This window comes from Pseudoalteromonas sp. NBT06-2 (assembly GCF_002276045.1).
Lineage (GTDB): Bacteria > Pseudomonadota > Gammaproteobacteria > Enterobacterales > Alteromonadaceae > Pseudoalteromonas.
Genome location: NZ_NQMR01000151.1, coordinates 1 through 18,106, shown reverse-complemented (window position 1 = coordinate 18,106; position 18,106 = coordinate 1). Strand labels below are relative to the sequence as shown.

Here is an 18,106-nt window from a genome sequence, read left to right as displayed (position 1 = left end):
AATAATCTGATTGGTATAACACCCCAATTATTATGTTTGCCCATCGATTTATTCTATACTTTAATAACCGAGATAGAATAATCATTACCATTGCTGTTTCAAGAAATATTGCTGCTCCTAGTAACATTTCAGGCGATAGTAATGCCTCTATTAACTCAACTCCATTAGCTGAATTTGTAGTCACTGTTCCCATCATATTTAAAACATCGGCATAAAGAATATTAAATAGATAAAATATCCAAATAGTTGAAAGTATGACTTTTCTATCTATAACTTTTTTACTTGCTTCCATGCTATTTCCTTCGATTTATTACTAAATAAATAACAATACGTTGCCATTAATTTAATAGCAAAAATTAGATGTTACAAAATAAGATGATTGGCACATAACGAGCCTATTACTAAAACAATTTACTAGTTTGAAAAAAAAAGTCACAAATAATAAATCAAGGATCAGGCATGGAAATAAAGCAAAGCACTAATCAAAATATACTATTAGAGCAAAGAGAAAATAAAAATGTCTAACGCATCAGGGAGAGTAAAATTAGAAACTCCAATGAGTGGGGATGATAATGGCGATTCTCCAAAGGGTGGACAAGCAACGATATTATTAAATGATACTGTCAGTATAAGTGTCAAAGCGGCAATGCTTAGTGGAGATGATAATGGCGACTCTCCCAAAGGCAATAATTAGCTATGAAAAAATTTTTATTGTTGTTAATAGGAGTATTATTAACAATTAGGATTGATATTCCTTTAGTTACTGCTGCATTTACTATCGTTACACTTATTAGCATATATTTCTTTAATCGAGATAACGCTAATATAATTCACATATGTATAGGTTTAGTTGCAGTTATTGTGATAGAACGCCTAGTTTTTTTAATTATACCTACCTCTAGTGATACGATTGCGCAAGTTTGGATTAATAATACAATTTTCCTAACTCACTTTGTATTTGATTGTATTTTACTTACATTTTTAATTTTCAGAACATCATTGTCTCGTTCGTATTGTATGAAATATAAATCAGAAAAATTACAAACAATTGTAATGATTAACGCTGAAGTGGCAGGGCAAGAGCATTATAAATGGTATTGACATCGCCTTTTTGAAAAAAACAAATCAAATAAACTGTTTTTATATGCTGGTTCAAAAAAATCTACAGATTTAAGCTCCACACAAGTCTGTTTAGATTAAATTTCAAACTAAACTTGTATAAAATTCGTAATGCTCTTGCCGTGGCTGAAGTGGCTTTAATGACAATTATTCTTTTTACAATATTGGTAGATCTTACATCTGCAGCTGAAAATATTATAAGAAATTTAGAACACATCGGAATATCAGAGGTTACTGCAAAACAGTATTGGGGCTGGGATTGGGTGTATTCTCATTATTCTGATACAAAAAGGGTTTTACTTGGGCTACAAATATTTATATTACTTTCGACTGTAACCAATACAGCAAAGCAAAAATTTAAATATGCCGCTTAGGTGTTAGTTTTAATTATGGAGTTTAATCAATTCGGATGCTACATATGCGCTATTGCCCGAAGTAAATTAGATATAAGTTAAGACCCTCCGACATAGCGGTCATTCAGTTCAATTTACCCTGAGTCTGTTAAGAGCGATAAGCGGACTTTGAACAGTTGATTGACTCTGAGGTCTACTCGAAGTACGGACTAATAAAAAACCGTCGATAATATATTTTATCGACGGTTTTAATTTCTATCTTTGGGTTTAAAACCTAGTTGACTTTAGTCCGAGGATAGAAAAACCTTAAGCTTTTTTACTGCGTGCCTCAGCAAAAATTGGTCTCTTATATATTACATAAATAAAATATACCCAACCGATTATAAAAATAGTTAAAGATAAAACCAAATTAACAATACATTGTTTTTTGGTTATTCCCTTCCCCTTTATTTGTAAATACAAAAGAACGCTATTTGTTATAATAGCAAGAATCAAAACTACTGTAGTAATTGAATTTACGTGAAAATACATCACATCTCCTTAATTAATCTTTCTACATTTATTTTGATCATCACACCTTATATCAGATACTGATCCTGTGCCTGTAGGTATATTAGCTACATTTACAACTGAAATACCATACCTACCTGCAGCGTCTAAGTATTGCTGAAGTCCTTGGACAGTTGAAAATTTATATGTATTGTTTTGGTTTGCCTTAAATGCTTTTTCATCAAGAGGAACTATATTCCCATCTTTATCTATCAATCTAAGTGGCTCAAAAATAACATTACCTGAAGAATCTAATCCGGTAAATTTGACGTCTAACGTTGAACCATCAGAAAATTTTAGAGATACATACACCTTTGCGTTAACAACTTTACCAGCAAGCACTAGCAATGATGACCAATATACAGACCATTTCTGACCAGCTCCTAGGTTATTGTTGTAATATGACATTAGTGCTGTAACATTATAACTTCGCCCTATGGTAGCGTAGCCAGAAGTTAATACGTCAGAAGGAATATCGCTATTTGCATCAAAAAAGCCTCTCAGTGCAGTTTTATTTGAAACAGCCTCAGTAGCTAGTTCTATATCTGCACTTGAAACTTGAGATTCATTTAATACTACCCCTCCTCTTTCTTCATATCCAGGCTCTAAAGGCTCTAATTCAACATTAAATTGGCGAATAGTACCGTCTTTTAAATTTAATACTTTCACTATAGAACTAGTTCCTAGTTCAGCTTCCGCTTTAGCTGCAAATTCAAAGCTAGAATCACTACTGCAGGTGTTGCATATTTTTAATGTTGTGCTTGCAAATGATATAGAAGAATAGAAAAATAGAAGTAGTATTGAAATGATTTTTTTCATTTTAAGTCCTTTAAAATTTATAATTGATTGCTTATACGAAATGTAAAGCGACCAAAAAAGTACCTTAAAAAGGTAAGGTAGTCAATTATTTACTTCTGATAATTAGGATTATCAGAAGTAAATTCAATTGGGAATTAAAAAGCTAATATAACACACAAAATCAGTATCATAATGTTGACTTTAAACTCTGAGTAGCCTTAAAAAGTAAGAGCCTGAAGGTCTGCTTATGGCACATAAGAGAAAAAGACACGCTAATCTCTTATGTCTGTAAAAGGCTCCTACCAGTCAAAACCGTACCGATAACACTCAGCATACCTTAAAACTCACTCCTCTTCGCCTGCCGCTTTCTTAAGCTTTTTTTGCGTATTTGACATCAATAGAGACATTGTTATTTAGTCTAGGCTAGGTAAACAAAGGATTTTAGAGATTTGCAGATTGATTCTAATGTCATGATTGTGACATTAATCGACATAAATGGACTTTTTAAAGGGGGTATGTGGCACTAATGTGGCACTAATTGCTATATATGGGCTTGTGGCACTGTTGTGGCACTAAGGTTTTTAACGATGAAATGTGGCTGAAAGCCTTGATAGTAGTGTAAAAAATGGTGGCCCTTCCCTGACTCGAACAGGGGACCTGACGATTATGAGTCGTATGCTCTAACCAACTGAGCTAAAGGGCCACTTTTAAAGCTTTATATATATCAGCAGGCTGATAATTGAAGCGGGATGAAGTATATGAGTTTTTTTTCCTGTTGTCATCACCTTGAAGTATATTTTTATAAGATTTTAGTTTGAATGATGTTTTTGTAATCAGTTAGTGCTTTTTTAATACAAAATGAGTGATGGCACTATGTATTACTTATGATTTGGAATCTTTTTTTGCTAGATTACATCGAAATAAATTCTCCTAGTGATGAATATAATAAAAATATATTGTTGTCTATTATGGTTTAAGCAAAATATCGCTATTTTAATAGATGCATTAGAGTGACAAATGAGGCTATAAATGACGTTTAGAATTGAATTAAAAGTACGTGACTATGAATGTGACTTACAAGGTATAGTAAATAATGGCGTATACTTTAATTATTTAGAGCATGCTCGCCATGAGTTTTTAGCTGAAAATAATGTTGATTTTGCACAACTAGCCACTGATAAAATTAACTTAGTGGTCATTCGCAGTGAAATAGACTTTAAATCGTCTTTAGTACCAGGTGATGAATTTTATGTAGAAATTGTGCCTGAGCGTATTTCTAAAGTGAAATTCGGTTTTAGACAAAAGATAGTAAGGTTAAAAGATGAGAAAGTCGCTATTGATGCTTTGGTAATTGGTACTTCTTTAAATGAGCGTGGTCGTCCATTTTTACCAGACTATATAGATTCTGTTTTTCCAGCAAAATAAATAATTTAAATATTGTAGGTTGGCATTGTGATTCAACCTACATTCTTTAACTAACAAGCTAAAGCCTTATTATTTATCCATGATTTTATTTAGATCAGTGGTCATTTTAAATACTAATTTATGGTTACCTATAATATTTAAAGTTCGATTTTCTAAAGTCACATCAGACCAATTAGATAAAGTATCAATCAAGTATGTTTCAATTTTGTTACTATGCTCATCACAAGATTTACGAGTCATGCCTATTTTATCTATTTTAAACTTGCCTTTTTTCAGGATTGCTTGGCCAAAAAAACGATTACAACCAGTAAAACCATTTACGCGCATTGCTTCAATAAACTCTATATTAACTACTTGTATCGTTTTAACAGGCTTGTTGTCTATTGTTTGTAACTTAAAATTATGATGTTTTAATTCACTTTCTTTTATTGTGTTTGTTATTTGGCAACCGCTAGTTAATAAAATGCAAACGCTAGCTAAAAATACTGATAATTTCATTAAAGTACTCAATAATAGTTAATATACAGGCTAATTTCTTAATAATAGCAAATTTATTTTATTTTTTTTGCAACCATTTCGTTAATTATTCGACATGTACTATCATAAAAAGTTTATAAAAATGTTCATTTTGTTGTATCACTATTACTTGCTATACAATCTGAATATAAGTAAGCTTCAAAATAGTTACTTGTCGGAGTGCTCTAATTATACAATTTGTATATGATGAGCTGAGATCGCGTAAGCGGGATCCGTGAACCTGAATAGATTAATATCTACGTAGGAAACAAGCGCCCAATTACAATGGGGTTGTTTTCTCCCTGTTGGTTGCATTTTTTTAATGCTTATATGGGTGAGAAAACACTTCAATAGGGCAATGCCATAGTGTGCATTATCTTGTCTTAATACTTAAATCCAGTTCACTTGTGCCATTTGGTACTCTCCTGACAAGCCATCATTAATAGCAATGAGGTAAGTCATGTCAGCAATTAAAAATAAACCGTCACGTCGTGAAGAACGACAATCCGCGTCAGATTATATTTATAATTTAACGGGGCAGCCTTTCCCTAGTTCAGAAAAAATTTATGTTGAAGGCGATATGAAAGGTGTGCGCGTAGGGATACGTGAAATTACACTAACTGATACCTATATCAGTGGCCCAGAAGAAAATCCTGTAGTAGAAAAAAATGATCCCGTTCTAGTTTACGATACATCAGGTCCATATACCGATGAGGGCTTTGTTTTAGATGTACGTAAAGGTTTACCAAAATATAGAGAGCAATGGATCGAAGGTCGTGAAGATACTGAATTATTAGAATCTGTTACTTCACAGTTTTCACAACAGCGCATGGCTGATGAAGGTTTAGATCATATCCGTTTTGAGCATTTACCAAAAATTCGTCGTGGTAAAACGGGCAAAAATGTGACACAAATGCATTATGCTCGCCAAGGCATAGTTACTCCTGAAATGGAATATGTTGCAATCCGTGAAAATATGGGGCGCAAAGAAATTCGTGAAGAAATATTAGCTGAACAACATAAAGGTGAGTCTTTTGGGGCAAGTATCCCTGATTTTATTACACCTGAATTTGTACGTGACGAAATTGCCCGCGGTCGCGCTATTTTACCAAATAATATTAATCATCCAGAATCAGAGCCTATGATAGTAGGTCGTAACTTTTTAGTTAAAGTTAACGCTAATATTGGTAATTCTTCAGTTGGTTCTTCAATCGAAGAAGAAGTTGAAAAACTAGTGTGGTCTACACGCTGGGGCGCCGATACGGTAATGGATTTATCGACGGGTCGTTATATTCATGAAACCCGAGAGTGGATTGTGCGTAATTCACCAGTACCAATTGGTACGGTACCTATCTACCAAGCATTAGAAAAAGTAAATGGTGTTGCTGAAGATTTAACATGGGAGATTTTCCGGGATACGTTAATAGAACAAGCTGAACAGGGGGTCGATTACTTTACAATTCATGCCGGCGTATTATTACGTTATGTACCCATGACAGCTAAACGCTTAACGGGTATTGTATCTCGTGGTGGTTCTATCATGGCTAAGTGGTGTTTAGCACACCATAAAGAAAACTTTTTATATACTCATTTTGAAGATATTTGTGAAATATTAAAGCAATACGATGTGACTTTCTCATTAGGTGATGGCTTACGTCCTGGTTCAGTATATGATGCCAATGATGAAGCGCAATTCTCTGAATTACGTACTTTAGGTGAGTTAACTAAAATTGCTTGGAAACATGATGTACAAGTGTTCATTGAAGGTCCCGGTCATGTGCCAATGCATATGATAAAAGAAAATATGGACGAGCAGCTTAAACATTGTGATGAAGCGCCTTTTTATACTTTAGGCCCATTAACAACTGATATTGCACCAGGTTATGATCACATCACATCAGGGATCGGTGCCGCCCAAATCGCTTGGTATGGCTGTGCGATGTTATGTTATGTAACACCAAAAGAGCATTTAGGTTTACCTAAAAAAGAAGATGTTAAAGAAGGATTGATTACTTATAAGATCGCAGCGCATGCTGCCGATTTAGCGAAAGGTCATCCGGGTGCTCAAATTCGCGATAATGCCATGTCGAAGGCGCGTTTTGAATTCCGTTGGTACGATCAATTTAACATTGGTTTAGACCCTGAACGTGCTCGCGAATACCACGATGAAACAATTCCGCAAGAGTCAGGAAAAGTAGCACATTTTTGTTCTATGTGTGGCCCTAAGTTCTGTTCAATGAAAATTTCACAAGAAGTAAGAGATTATGCCAAAAATCTTGAAGCTAAAGGCATAGATGCTAACAAATTAGGTGAGTCGATAGAGGTTAAGATGATTGACGTTGAAGCTGAAATGAAAGCTAAGTCGGCAGAGTTTAAAAATGCCGGTGCTGAAATTTACCAGCCTGTGTAATTTGACGACACATGTATGTGGGACTTTAGTCCCACATTTCTTTATAGTGTGAACGCGGCTAAAGCCCCGTCTACAGACGTTATATGACAAAAAATAAAATTATCATCGTGGGTAGCGGTCTGATTGGTCGACTAATGGCTTTGTATTTAAGTCGCCAAAATTATGATATTCATCTATATGATAAATCTGATAAAAAAGGCACCGGCAGTGCTGCGCGAGCTGCTGGTGGTATGTTAACGCCTTATAGTGAATCTCTTATCGCAGAGCCTGAAATTGTAACAATGGGCATGCAAGGTATTAGCTTATGGCCAACAATATTATCAACTTTAGATGAATATACCTTTTACCAACAAAAAGGCTCTTTAGTTGTATCTCATACGCAAGATGTAGGAGATATGCAGCGATTTGTACGCCATATTCAAAAAAATTGGTCACAATGTGATATGCAAAAACTAAATCGCAATCAACTTGCTGAACTTGAACCTGAAATAGCACGTCGATTTAATTCAGCTATCTACTTACCCGAAGAAGGGCAATTAGGTAATCGCAAATTAATGTCGGCTTTAACTCAGCAGTTAGAAGTTGAAGGGATAAACTGGTATTTAAATAGTCAGGTATCTCACGTTTCAAAAGGTAAAATTATTTGTAATGAACTGATCATAACAGCTGATTTAGTCATTGATTGCAGGGGCACTGGTGCAACAGATGATCTTAAAAACTTGCGTGCTGTACGAGGTGAATTATTTCAACTAATTGCACCTGAAGTTAATATCACAAGGCCCGTTAGACTAATGCATCCGCATTACCATTTATACATAGCACCTAAACCAAATAAGCATTATATAGTGGGTGCTACAGAAATTGAATCGGATAATCCAGGACCTATGACAGTGCGTTCAGCTTTAGAGTTATTGTCGGCAGCTTATAGTGTGCACCCGGGTTTTGCTGAAGCTGAAATTAAAGAGCAAGTTACAGCTTGTCGACCCGCTTTATCTGATAATCGCCCAGCAATTTATACTCAAACTGGTTTAATACGTATAAATGGTTTATATCGTCATGGTTTTTTATTAGCTCCTGTTGTTTTGCAGCAAGCTTTAGCAGCCGTAACTGGACAGTTGTCATCGAGTACTTTAAATTTATCCGATTTGAGTCATCAAAATCCACTTATTAAGCAAGTGAGTTAACATGAATATTTTAATTAATTCGCAACAACACAAGGTTAAAGAATCTGCTTTTTTAGCGGATGTATTAAAGGATTTTAGCCAAAGTAAAAACATTAAAGCTAGTTTTGCAGTGGCATTAAATTCACAATTTGTCGCAAAAGGAAATTACGCTACAACGGTTTTAAATGCAGGAGACAAAATAGATATTATGTCTCCGATAGCTGGGGGTTAGTATGAATTGGTTTGAACTTATCAGTGACGAAACTGATACAGTAAATGGTAAAAATGTATCGCCAATACAAGTAACAGGAACTTAATATGTCTTGGTCTATTTATGGAACTGAACTTACAAACCGCTTATTAATTGGCAGTGCTTTATACCCTTCTCCAGAAATTATGAGTAAAGCTGTAAAAGCCAGTGGCTCTCAAGTAATTACGTTATCATTGAAACGTCAAAATCCGTCAGAACAAGGTGGTGCACAAATATGGCAACATATAAAAGAAATGGGTTTGAAGTTATTGCCAAATACAGCGGGTTGTAAATCAGCAGAGGAAGTTTTTACTTTAGCGCAAATGAGTCGAGAGATTTTTAATACAAATTGGATAAAGTTAGAAGTCATAGGTGATGATTACAATCTGCAACCTGATCCAATTGAGTTATTAAAATCCGCAGAGCAACTTATTACAGAAGGCTTTAAAGTATTACCTTATTGCACTGATGATTTAGTGATTTGCCAGCGTTTATACGATTTAGGGTGCGAAGTAATTATGCCTTGGGCCTCACCTATTGGTACAGGTAAAGGTTTAATGAATCCTTATAATCTTGAAACTATAAGAACGCGTTTACCTGATGCAACTCTAATCTTAGATGCGGGAATAGGTAAGCCATCTGATGCCTGTATTGCCATGGAAATGGGTTATGATGGCGTATTATTAAATAGTGCGGTGGCTTTAGCTGATGACCCAATATTAATGGCAAGTGCTTTTGCTAATGCAATTGAAGCCGGTAGCCAGGGGTATTTAGCAGGTATAATGCCACAAAGGCAAACAGCTCATGCCTCAACACCAACATTAGGTACACCTTTTTGGCATGAGCAGGTTTAACGATTTATTAAGAGGTTGTAAATGAATAAGGTAGTTTGGACTATTGCGGGTTCTGATTCTGGCGGTGGAGCAGGAATACAAGCTGATATAAAAGCGATGCAGAGTTTTGGTATTCATACATGTACTGTTGTAACTGCTTTAACGGCGCAAAATAGCATGGGGGTTGAAGCAATTAACCCCGTTGCTATTGAAGTTATTGCTTCGCAACTGAAAGCGTTAGAACAAGATATGCCAGCAGCTGTTATTAAAATTGGTATGTTAGCGAATGAAGCACAAATTATGTTTGTAGCGCAAAAGATTCAAGAATATAAAAAGACTTGGTCAAACAAGCCTGTTGTTATTTATGATCCTGTCGTTGTTGCATCAAGCGGTGAAAACTTAACTGAAGATGATGTTATTCCCGCTTTAAAAGAGCATTTATTACCTTTAATTGATGTTTTAACGCCAAACACCAGAGAAACACAAGCTTTAACAGGAGTCTATTTAATCGGGCCAAGCGCAGTAAGAGATGCCGCTGCCACATTTTTTAAAATGGGGATTAAATCAGTTGTAGTTAAAGGTGGTCATTGGAATTACCCACAAGGTTATTGTATCGATTATTGTCAATCAAGTGATGACTTGAACACTGAATATTGGTTAGGAAATAAAACCTTAGCAGTGCCACATAGTCACGGAACTGGTTGTAGCTTTGCCTCAGCAATAGCGGCATGTTTAGCAAAAGAATATCCATTAAAAGACGCTTTTATTTTAGCTAAAGCCTATATAAATCAGGGTTTAAAGGCTGCAAAACGTTTGGGCCAAGGTATTGGGCCGGTTGCGCATTGTGGATTTCCTGAAAATAAAGATGATTTTCCCCAAGTTATAGAGCCTGATAGCTTTTTAGGGTTAGAGCTAGATTTAGATCCTGTATCAGCACATCCACCGGCAATGGAGTTTGCTAAATGTGACAATTTAAAATTAGGTTTATATCCTATTGTTGATACAGTGTCTTGGCTTGAAACTTGTTTAGTTAATGGCATAAAAACAATGCAATTACGTATTAAAGATAAGTTAGATCCGGAGCTAGAGTCTAAAATAGAGCAAGCCGTTGTTTTAGGTGAACAATATCAAGCAAATGTATATATCAATGATCATTGGCAATTAGCGATAAAACATAAAGCTTATGGTGTGCACTTAGGTCAAGAAGATTTGTATTTAGCAGATTTAGCTGCGATAAAAATGGCAGGTCTTCGTTTAGGTTTATCAACTCATGGTTTTTATGAAATGCTGCGAGCTGATAATTATAAGCCAAGTTATTTAGCTTTTGGTGCTATTTATCCAACAAAAACTAAAGATATGACAGGTCAAATTCAAGGGTTAGAAAAATTAAAACATTTTGTGCCGTTAATGCAGTCTTATCCTACAGTCGCCATAGGTGGTATTGATTTATCTCGTGCAAAAGAAGTCGCACAAACAGGAGTGGGTAGTGTTGCTGTCGTCCGTGCTATTACAGAATCGGATGATCCTGCTTTGGCAATTAAAAAACTACAAACGGAAATCAGCTTTGAGTAATGAATCACTTAGCGATAAAGAGAAAATTCGTTATAGCCGTCAATTGATGCTAAAAGAAGTGGGTTTTGACGGTCAAAAAAAGTTAAAAAAAGCGAAAGTACTCATTATTGGGATCGGTGGTTTAGGCTGCCCCGCAGCTTTATATTTGGCTGCATCGGGTATTGGAGAGTTAACTTTAGTTGATAATGATAAAGTAGAACTTACCAACCTACAAAGGCAAATCTTGTATAAAATCAATCACTTAGGGCAAAATAAAACACTTGCAGCTAAAAAAATTTTAGCCAGTTTAAATAATGAAATCACAATAAATATTGTGAATGAAAAGCTTTCAGAAACGAATGTCGAAGCGTTAATTAATAGTGCTGATATTGTACTTGATTGCTCCGATAACTTTACCACGCGATATTTGGTAAATCACTATTGTGTTAGCTTGAAAAAGGTTTTAATTTCAGCGGCTGCAATAGCAACACAAGGTCAATTAATGGTTTTTGATAACCGTCAACAAGGTTTAGGCTGTTATCAATGTTTATTTGAGCCATCCCAGCAGCAAGCTGCACTTAATTGCGAAAACTCAGGCGTATTGAGTCCATTGCTTGGTGTAATGGGGACGATGCAAGCAACACAAACTTTAAACTACATTTTGGGTCATATGAATTCAAATCAGTTTATTAGTTTTAATGCACTGACATTTGAACAAAAAAAGATATCTTTCTCAGCTAATCCTGATTGTGATATTTGTTAATAAAATTACTTCACAATTTTATTAAAGCCACTACATATTTTTACTGTTTAAATCAGTCTCTTTAACATAAAATAACGCGTATCGCGCGATACATATAAATGGAATAAAGTTCATCATGAAATTCAAATTTAAAACATCTACATCAATACTCGCTTTGGCAGTTTCACAGGGAATGTTAGCGCCTGCTTTCGCAACAGAAAATGAAGCTGATATTGAGCGTATTCTGGTTTCTGGTGATTTTAAAAAAGAAAATATTCAAAAGTTAAGTGCCAGTGCTTCGGTATTTTCTGAACAAGACATTAATGTACGTGGTGCAACTGCATTGGATGAGATATTAAATGGTGCTGCTAACGTCAATTTTTCTGCGGGCGCTTCCCGCGGTCGCTATGTGCAAATTCGTGGTGTGGGTTTACGTTCACAATTTGTTGATCCAATCAATCCATCGGTTGGAATGGTTATTGATGGTATTAACTATTCGGGTTTAGGTGGTGCAGCGTTATTGTTTGATAGCTCACAAGTTGAAATTTATCGGGGTCCACAAGGAACGCGCTTTGGTGCAGATGCATTAGCTGGTATGGTATACATTGATACTGCTGCTGCGACTTTTGATGACAGTTTTAAAATGAAACTGGGTATGGGTAATTATAATAGCTCTGAAAAGGGCGTGGCATTTGGTACCGGTTTAACCAATGACACTGCATTCAGGTTTAGCGCTTTTAAAGCTGAATCAGATGGTTTTATGGAAAATGATTATTTACAACGTAATGATACCCAAAACCGTGATGAAGTGGTAAGTCGTTTCAAACTCAATAGCCAGATCACTGAACAATTAAATACTCAACTGACGATTCATTATATTGATATTAATAATGGTTATGATGGCTTTACATTAGATAATAGTCGCCATAGTACAGCAGACAATCCAGGCTCCGATAATCAAAAAAGTATGGCTTTTGGTTTAGCTAATACCTATAACGGTTTAGATTTTGCTGATGTGGTTATTAATTTAACCAGTATAAAGTCTGACTTGTTATATAGCTTTGATGAAGATTGGACCTGTAATGATGCTACGCAACCTGAACTTTGTATAGCAGGGTTACACCCTGAAGGTTATAGCTCAACAGATGCATACCAAAGAGATCGTGATGATTATAGTGCTGAAGTGGTATTGTCAGGTAAGCAAAATAATTGGGTTAGTGGTGTGTATTACCAAGGCCGTAATGTTGACTTAACGCGAGAATATACTTGGTTTGAGCAAAACTTCATCTCTGAATATGATTCACAAAATATTGCTGCGTTTGGTCAGCTAGAAACAAAACTTGATGAGCAAACAACTTTAATAACTGGATTAAGAGTTGAACGTAATCAAGGTGATTATTCTGATAATAATGGCATAAATGAAAGTACTTCAGATTTGATGTTCGGTGGTAAAGTGGCACTTGAGTATCAAGTAGTACCACGTACTATGATTTATACCAGTGTATCGCGTGGTTATAAAGCGGGTGGCATAAACGGTCAAGGTTTAGCAAGCAAAAATGCATTCATTGTTCAAGAACATGCGGCGTTTTCACCTGAATACTTATGGAATGCTGAATTTGGTGTTAAAGGGGCTTCAGAAGATAAAAAGCTAACATTACGCGTAACCGCGTTTTACATGCTTCGTGATAACATGCAATTGAAAGCCTATATTCAAGATGAAAAACAAAAATTTATTGGTTACTACGATAATGCAAATGAAGGGCGCAATTATGGTCTTGAAATTGAAACGAGTTATCAATTAACTGATACGCTAACTTTACAGGGAAATATAGGATATCTAGATACTAAAATTGAAGGATATGTGACCAAAGAAGGGTTGAATCAAGATGGTCGCGACCAAGCACAGGCACCTAAATATCAATACTCTCTTAATGCACAATTTGATACAAGTGATAATTTATACCTCAACGTGGGTATTGAGGGTAAAGACGCATATTTCTACTCTGATAGTCATAACTCAGAATCAAAAAATATTAATTTAGTTAATGCTAGCGCTGTTTATCATCAAGATGATTGGCAAGTAAGTGCTTGGGTACGTAATGTATTTGACGAAGATTATGCGGTACGTGGTTTTGAATTCCCTAATGATCCTACTGATGGTTGGCAAACACATACTTATGAGCAGTATGGTGAACCTATGGTAACAGGCGTGAGCTTTGACTATAGTTTTTAATAAGCTCCTGTAGGGCAAGACGATAAGCGGTCAACTACGTTGTTATAAGATTTTTGTTAAAATGACTTAATGACACGTCTTATGCCTCGCATTTGGCACGCTTCTAGACTTGCTAAAATCGCGCATTTTCATGTAGCATGGGTATATATACTAGCTTCACTTTTTAGCGGTGAAACTATTGTTATTTAAAGGATAATAAATGAAACTTTCTGTAGAAATTAGCAAGTATCCGCTAAATCAAGATTATATTCCGTTTATCAAAGACTTCATTGATAGATTAAATTACCATAAAGGCTTAAAAGTAATTACTAATACCATGTCGACTCAAGTGTTTGGTGACTATGATTTAGTGATGAATGTATTAAATCAAGAAATTAAAAAATCGTATGAAACCTTTGGTAAAGCGATATTTGTATGTAAGTTTATCAATGGGGATTTATCTCCAGAATGAGTGATTTAAACTGGACACAAGTGATAACTGATACTTTATCTGGCTTTACTGCTATGTCTCATTGGGAGTATATCGCAGTCGGTTTTTCTATTGCTTATATTCTGTGTGCGGTAAAAGAAAGTTTGTGGTGTTGGCCCGCTGCATTTTTTAGTACATTTATTTATAGCATTTTGTTTTTTAACGGTGCTTTGCTTATGGAGTCACTATTAAATGTGTACTACATGGGCATGGCTGTTTATGGTTGGACTGCATGGCATAAACATAATGAAGGGCCTGATTTAGTGCGAAGGATGGAAGTGTCTATTCAATCTTGGGGCTTAAGTAGGCATATTAAAATCATTGCTATTACAACGATGGTATCAATAGTTTTAGGTTATATTATGTCTAATTATACCTATGCCGACTTTGCCTATTTAGATAGTTTTACCACCTGCTTTGCTGCAGTTACCACCTATTTAGTAACGCAAAAGGTACTTGAAAACTGGTTGTATTGGATTGTGATAGATGGTGCTTCAATTTATTTATATGTTGAAAAAGGTTACTATCCAACGGTTGTGCTTTTCATTTGCTATACCATAATGGCTGCCTGGGGTTTTGGTACTTGGTATCAAGAATATGAAAAAAACAGAGTTGATGCATTAGATAATCAAGATATGAAAAACGCTGTTTAATGAAAGATATCTCAGATTTTTTTTATCACTTTAAACCAGATGAAAAAATATTAACATCATCATTTTTACCTACTGGGCTCAGTAATATTAATTATCATATTATTACTGAGCAACAACATTATTTATTAAAATGTTACCATAATATTTTACCTATAACGCAATTACTTGCGCAAAAGCAATTAGCTAAAAAAAATATCGCACCACAGGTATATGGTTTTAATAAAGCAAACAATACAGCTTTATTTGATTATGTTCCTGGTGAAATCGCCTCATGCGTCACTATAAGTACAATTGTTGAGTCGTTGATACAATTGCATCAATTTTCATCTAACTCTGCTTGTATGGATTTAGAGGCGCACTTTTTACCTTATAAAAACTTAATGGAATACACTGAATTTGAGGAAAAAATTCATTCAGCTTTATCTTTAGTGAATGAATTGCCTAAAAGTTTAGGCTTTTGCCATAACGACTTAATCAAAAGTAATATTATTAATGACGGTAATCAGTTTATTTTAATTGATTTTGAATATGCGCAAACCAATGATATATTTTTTGACTTAGCCGCGATTGCATCAAGTTATCAGTTTGATCTGCAGCAGCAAGATCAATTGCTTAACATGTATTGTAAGCAAACCCACTTAACAATAAATGACGATCTGGCTTGGCAAAAGTTAGATATATATAACTTTATTTATAATGCTTTATGCTATTTATGGTATATTGATCGCGGGTTTAATGAGGCAGCCATACTTGCATTGTCACAAGTGAAAGCATGTGACTTTTACAGCAAGTAGGCTTTTTGCAGAATATATTAAAGGCCACCAATACGTTCTGCTAGCTCTTTATATTTTTGTACATCTCCATCATCAAATAGAGGATCTCCTGCATCGTTATTTTCTTTAGAAATTAATAAATGCTCTCGCTCTAAGCGTTTTACGCGCTCTTCTTTTACACCTAAAAAATCGGCAACTTCTAGTATTGTCATTAATGCCATTTATCTCTCCTAGTTTTTTATTTAGCCAATTCATAAATTAGACTATTTTAAGTAAAGCTTACTAAAGGCAAAAAGTATAGTGGAAATATTAAGCAAATAGAATCAATAAGCTGGCATTTAACATGCATTGGCTTTATCATACGTCTGTAACTCCTATTAGTACTTATATCCAGTACTTTAGTGCGATTAAAAAATATATTCCTTCAGCTTATAAAGCATTTTCTTATTAAGGTGAAGAACATGATTAAGTTTAAGAGTTACAGTCAATATTATCTACAAAAATAGCACCCTTAGCTCAGCTGGATAGAGCGTCGCCCTCCGGAGGCGAAGGCCGCAGGTTCGAATCCTGCAGGGTGCGCCATAATCAATTCAAATATGCCATTACAACACAAAATAATATCCCAAACCTAGCATGGGTATATATGACTATTAAAATGGTAGGGCTGAGCAGAGCATGGTGAACTACCTGAATAGTTTTACCTGTTATCTGCAAGTAGATGGCTATGTTGATGTCGAAAAACAGATGCCATGAAATGTTAAGCTTGATCTAGGGTAGATTGGGCGGGCGCTTACTTTTTTAACTAGTCGAGTGATACTCAAAAACAGCCTGAATTGTGATGATTCATCGAAATAAAAGAGGAATAATGGCAGAGTATGAAATTTAGAAATTGACTGCATACTTTAAGTTTTAGGAGAAAAGGCGTTTATTCTTGCTATACCCAATAGGATTATTTTTTTCCTTGAACTTTATTTATTGCTGAGATGTTCTCGGCAAATGAGTAATACATCTTTTTCAGTTAGAGGTTCTTTTACTAAGTTACAAAAATAACCACTGTCACCACTTTTAGCATTATATCTACATGAAAAGCAATGACCAAAAGATTTCATATTATTTGATTGGATCAAAGTGGTCAGTAATAATTGTAAAGTAGAAGAAATGCCTTGTTGTTGCGTTAAGGATAAATGATTAGACGCGTTGATAAACATAGTAGTGGGAATCTTGTCTTTGATCAGCGCAATGGCTTTGGGCGTGATTTTCAAATGAGAGACTCGTTTGTCTTTTAAATCAGATATTTTGTCTAATAGCTGTTTTTTTTCTAGAATTTTAATTGTTTGTGATACCGTCCCTTTGGTTTGACCTAAATATTCAGTAACCGCCATCAGTGTATCTGAATAGCGATTACACACAGATAAATAATGTAGTACTTCTAGCTGAACAGGTTGTAATCCATATTCTGCTCCAGCCTTACGCGCTGCTATTTTCAGTAGTTCGCCTAGCCGCTCAATAGTGTGATAGATAAATTGTGTTTTCATTTTTTAATGGTATCGACTAAAAACCTCATTGACAAGTAGTAATTTTATTTATAATATTGTTTCGACTCAAAACCAGTTGTTTTGAGCATTCTTTTTCATTAGCCATACTTAAATCAATCATATGGTGCTGTATCAAGAATTAAAATGGGGTTTTTATTAATGAATAATTAACTGATCACGGCATTAAGCGCTTAGTTTTTCTGACATCTTGTATCTCTAGGTCAGATTATTTATCAATTGAAGGAGGCATGATCATGTAAATATTTAGCGAATTAATACCTAACCTTATGACAGAAATACCCGGAGAAGGACGGGAGTTAGTAATAAAAATGGCACGTAAAACAATTGCAGCAATACAACCTAATGAATAAATACGTCAACAATTAAGATCGCAGTACGATAAGAGTTCTCAATTATTGATGCAAGCTGGGCATATTGTAGCTATTGAATTTTAAACTATCGCATCAGCGAATAATTACTGAAAACAAAAAGGACAATAAAATGAAAAAATTTATAGCAATATACGTAGCAACCATATTGGCAAGTACTAGCCTATCAGCACACATTATTAAAGCAGATAAAGGGAATGCAAAAATCCAAGCATTTGATATTAAAAGTGCCACAGCAACTTCTGATGGCAGACTAACAAGTTTTATTATGGAATTAGTAGGAACTGCAGGATCTGTAAAACCTAAAGCGATTGGTCAACTCAACAGCAATTCTCGGTGAATTAA

General features: G+C 35.0%; 21 protein-coding genes, 2 tRNA genes and 1 riboswitch. Of the genes, 17 read left to right on the top strand and 6 right to left on the bottom strand.

Annotated features, from left to right (window positions below; all coding sequences use genetic code 11):
- Positions 1–292: DUF6326 family protein (locus CJF42_RS21500; protein ID WP_212668844.1), on the bottom strand; the 292-nt coding region annotated here is incomplete at its 3' end.
- A 225-nt stretch (positions 293–517) separates the two neighbouring features.
- Here CJF42_RS21500 and CJF42_RS27705 point away from each other — a divergent pair.
- From CJF42_RS27705 to CJF42_RS21490, 3 genes are all read left to right on the top strand, one after another.
- Positions 518–694: a hypothetical protein gene (locus tag CJF42_RS27705; protein ID WP_170940700.1), complete on the top strand. Its 177-nt coding sequence runs from the start codon at positions 518–520 to the stop codon at positions 692–694.
- Positions 695–696: 2 nt separating this feature from the next.
- Positions 697–1,101 (top strand): hypothetical protein, encoded by a 405-nt coding sequence (locus CJF42_RS21495; RefSeq protein WP_095368636.1) that lies wholly within the window; start codon positions 697–699, stop codon positions 1,099–1,101.
- A 158-nt stretch (positions 1,102–1,259) separates the two neighbouring features.
- The gene (locus tag CJF42_RS21490; protein WP_141235623.1) at positions 1,260–1,493 is read left to right on the top strand and encodes a hypothetical protein; all 234 of its coding nucleotides are present in this window, start codon (positions 1,260–1,262) and stop codon (positions 1,491–1,493) included.
- A 519-nt stretch (positions 1,494–2,012) separates the two neighbouring features.
- Here CJF42_RS21490 and CJF42_RS21480 read toward each other — a convergent pair.
- The gene (locus CJF42_RS21480) at positions 2,013–2,840 is read right to left on the bottom strand and encodes a hypothetical protein (RefSeq protein ID WP_095368633.1); all 828 of its coding nucleotides are present in this window, start codon (positions 2,838–2,840) and stop codon (positions 2,013–2,015) included.
- A gap of 605 nt (positions 2,841–3,445) precedes the next feature.
- Positions 3,446–3,522: transfer RNA gene (locus CJF42_RS21475), tRNA-Ile, on the bottom strand.
- Positions 3,523–3,848: 326 nt separating this feature from the next.
- Here CJF42_RS21475 and CJF42_RS21470 point away from each other — a divergent pair.
- Positions 3,849–4,244, top strand: a complete 396-nt coding sequence (locus CJF42_RS21470) for an acyl-CoA thioesterase (protein ID WP_095368632.1) — start codon at positions 3,849–3,851, stop codon at positions 4,242–4,244.
- 69 nt (positions 4,245–4,313) lie between these two features.
- Here CJF42_RS21470 and CJF42_RS21465 read toward each other — a convergent pair whose 3' ends face one another.
- Positions 4,314–4,742, bottom strand: coding sequence for an META domain-containing protein (locus CJF42_RS21465; RefSeq protein WP_095368631.1), 429 nt, complete (start codon positions 4,740–4,742; stop codon positions 4,314–4,316).
- A gap of 184 nt (positions 4,743–4,926) precedes the next feature.
- Positions 4,927–5,045, top strand: a riboswitch (TPP riboswitch).
- A 175-nt stretch (positions 5,046–5,220) separates the two neighbouring features.
- Here CJF42_RS21465 and thiC point away from each other — a divergent pair.
- The 10 genes from thiC (at position 5,221) to CJF42_RS21415 (ending at position 15,858) form a co-directional block, all read left to right on the top strand.
- Positions 5,221–7,170, top strand: coding sequence for a phosphomethylpyrimidine synthase ThiC (gene thiC, locus CJF42_RS21460; protein ID WP_095368630.1), 1,950 nt, complete (start codon positions 5,221–5,223; stop codon positions 7,168–7,170).
- A gap of 83 nt (positions 7,171–7,253) precedes the next feature.
- The gene (thiO, locus tag CJF42_RS21455; protein ID WP_095368629.1) at positions 7,254–8,354 is read left to right on the top strand and encodes a glycine oxidase ThiO; all 1,101 of its coding nucleotides are present in this window, start codon (positions 7,254–7,256) and stop codon (positions 8,352–8,354) included.
- 1 nt (position 8,355) lies between these two features.
- The gene (thiS, locus tag CJF42_RS21450; RefSeq protein ID WP_095368628.1) at positions 8,356–8,565 is read left to right on the top strand and encodes a sulfur carrier protein ThiS; all 210 of its coding nucleotides are present in this window, start codon (positions 8,356–8,358) and stop codon (positions 8,563–8,565) included.
- Between the two features lie 86 nt (positions 8,566–8,651).
- Positions 8,652–9,437, top strand: coding sequence for a thiazole synthase (locus tag CJF42_RS21445; RefSeq protein ID WP_095368627.1), 786 nt, complete (start codon positions 8,652–8,654; stop codon positions 9,435–9,437).
- 21 nt (positions 9,438–9,458) lie between these two features.
- Positions 9,459–10,988 carry a thiamine phosphate synthase gene (thiE, locus tag CJF42_RS21440; RefSeq protein ID WP_095368626.1) on the top strand — a complete coding sequence of 510 codons (1,530 nt, stop codon included), beginning with the start codon at positions 9,459–9,461 and terminating at the stop codon, positions 10,986–10,988.
- Entirely contained in the window at positions 10,936–11,730 is a 795-nt protein-coding gene (locus CJF42_RS21435) for a HesA/MoeB/ThiF family protein (protein WP_095368625.1), read from the top strand. The genes thiE and CJF42_RS21435 overlap by 53 nt, the downstream gene beginning before the upstream one ends.
- A gap of 115 nt (positions 11,731–11,845) precedes the next feature.
- The gene (locus tag CJF42_RS21430) at positions 11,846–13,942 is read left to right on the top strand and encodes a TonB-dependent receptor (RefSeq protein ID WP_095368624.1); all 2,097 of its coding nucleotides are present in this window, start codon (positions 11,846–11,848) and stop codon (positions 13,940–13,942) included.
- A 199-nt stretch (positions 13,943–14,141) separates the two neighbouring features.
- Positions 14,142–14,393 carry a hypothetical protein gene (locus CJF42_RS21425; RefSeq protein ID WP_095368623.1) on the top strand — a complete coding sequence of 84 codons (252 nt, stop codon included), beginning with the start codon at positions 14,142–14,144 and terminating at the stop codon, positions 14,391–14,393.
- A complete protein-coding gene (pnuC, locus tag CJF42_RS21420; protein WP_252097691.1) occupies positions 14,390–15,064 on the top strand; it encodes a nicotinamide riboside transporter PnuC in 675 nt (224 codons plus the stop codon). Before CJF42_RS21425 ends, pnuC begins: the two co-directional genes overlap by 4 nt.
- Positions 15,064–15,858, top strand: coding sequence for a phosphotransferase (locus tag CJF42_RS21415; RefSeq protein WP_095368622.1), 795 nt, complete (start codon positions 15,064–15,066; stop codon positions 15,856–15,858). The genes pnuC and CJF42_RS21415 overlap by 1 nt, the downstream gene beginning before the upstream one ends.
- Positions 15,859–15,875: 17 nt before the next feature.
- On the opposite strand, the gene CJF42_RS21410 is transcribed toward CJF42_RS21415, so the two are convergent.
- Positions 15,876–16,058 (bottom strand): helix-turn-helix domain-containing protein, encoded by a 183-nt coding sequence (locus CJF42_RS21410; RefSeq protein WP_095368621.1) that lies wholly within the window; start codon positions 16,056–16,058, stop codon positions 15,876–15,878.
- 284 nt (positions 16,059–16,342) lie between these two features.
- Between CJF42_RS21410 and CJF42_RS21405 the strand changes: the two genes are divergently transcribed.
- A tRNA-Arg gene (locus CJF42_RS21405) sits at positions 16,343–16,419 on the top strand.
- Positions 16,420–16,805: 386 nt separating this feature from the next.
- Here the strand turns inward: CJF42_RS21405 and CJF42_RS21400 are convergent.
- On the bottom strand, positions 16,806–17,372 hold the full coding sequence (locus tag CJF42_RS21400) for a MarR family winged helix-turn-helix transcriptional regulator (RefSeq protein ID WP_095368620.1): 567 nt from the start codon (positions 17,370–17,372) through the stop codon (positions 16,806–16,808).
- 260 nt (positions 17,373–17,632) lie between these two features.
- Between CJF42_RS21400 and CJF42_RS29400 the strand changes: the two genes are divergently transcribed.
- Together CJF42_RS29400 and CJF42_RS26930 are read left to right on the top strand one after the other, a co-directional pair.
- Positions 17,633–17,743, top strand: coding sequence for a hexameric tyrosine-coordinated heme protein (locus CJF42_RS29400; protein ID WP_353651696.1), 111 nt, complete (start codon positions 17,633–17,635; stop codon positions 17,741–17,743).
- 130 nt (positions 17,744–17,873) lie between these two features.
- Entirely contained in the window at positions 17,874–18,101 is a 228-nt protein-coding gene (locus CJF42_RS26930) for a hypothetical protein (RefSeq protein ID WP_141235622.1), read from the top strand.
- Positions 18,102–18,106: the final 5 nt, after the last annotated feature.

Coding starts and splice junctions, on each gene's coding strand:
- CJF42_RS27705 (WP_170940700.1), top strand. CDS start 518: ATGTCTAACGCATCAGGGAGAGTAAAATTAGAAACTCCAATGAGTGGG.
- CJF42_RS21495 (WP_095368636.1), top strand. CDS start 697: ATGAAAAAATTTTTATTGTTGTTAATAGGAGTATTATTAACAATTAGG.
- CJF42_RS21490 (WP_141235623.1), top strand. CDS start 1,260: ATGACAATTATTCTTTTTACAATATTGGTAGATCTTACATCTGCAGCT.
- CJF42_RS21480 (WP_095368633.1), bottom strand. CDS start 2,840: ATGAAAAAAATCATTTCAATACTACTTCTATTTTTCTATTCTTCTATA.
- CJF42_RS21470 (WP_095368632.1), top strand. CDS start 3,849: ATGACGTTTAGAATTGAATTAAAAGTACGTGACTATGAATGTGACTTA.
- CJF42_RS21465 (WP_095368631.1), bottom strand. CDS start 4,742: ATGAAATTATCAGTATTTTTAGCTAGCGTTTGCATTTTATTAACTAGC.
- thiC (WP_095368630.1), top strand. CDS start 5,221: ATGTCAGCAATTAAAAATAAACCGTCACGTCGTGAAGAACGACAATCC.
- thiO (WP_095368629.1), top strand. CDS start 7,254: ATGACAAAAAATAAAATTATCATCGTGGGTAGCGGTCTGATTGGTCGA.
- thiS (WP_095368628.1), top strand. CDS start 8,356: ATGAATATTTTAATTAATTCGCAACAACACAAGGTTAAAGAATCTGCT.
- CJF42_RS21445 (WP_095368627.1), top strand. CDS start 8,652: ATGTCTTGGTCTATTTATGGAACTGAACTTACAAACCGCTTATTAATT.
- thiE (WP_095368626.1), top strand. CDS start 9,459: ATGAATAAGGTAGTTTGGACTATTGCGGGTTCTGATTCTGGCGGTGGA.
- CJF42_RS21435 (WP_095368625.1), top strand. CDS start 10,936: ATGATCCTGCTTTGGCAATTAAAAAACTACAAACGGAAATCAGCTTTG.
- CJF42_RS21430 (WP_095368624.1), top strand. CDS start 11,846: ATGAAATTCAAATTTAAAACATCTACATCAATACTCGCTTTGGCAGTT.
- CJF42_RS21425 (WP_095368623.1), top strand. CDS start 14,142: ATGAAACTTTCTGTAGAAATTAGCAAGTATCCGCTAAATCAAGATTAT.
- pnuC (WP_252097691.1), top strand. CDS start 14,390: ATGAGTGATTTAAACTGGACACAAGTGATAACTGATACTTTATCTGGC.
- CJF42_RS21415 (WP_095368622.1), top strand. CDS start 15,064: ATGAAAGATATCTCAGATTTTTTTTATCACTTTAAACCAGATGAAAAA.
- CJF42_RS21410 (WP_095368621.1), bottom strand. CDS start 16,058: ATGGCATTAATGACAATACTAGAAGTTGCCGATTTTTTAGGTGTAAAA.
- CJF42_RS21400 (WP_095368620.1), bottom strand. CDS start 17,372: ATGAAAACACAATTTATCTATCACACTATTGAGCGGCTAGGCGAACTA.
- CJF42_RS26930 (WP_141235622.1), top strand. CDS start 17,874: ATGAAAAAATTTATAGCAATATACGTAGCAACCATATTGGCAAGTACT.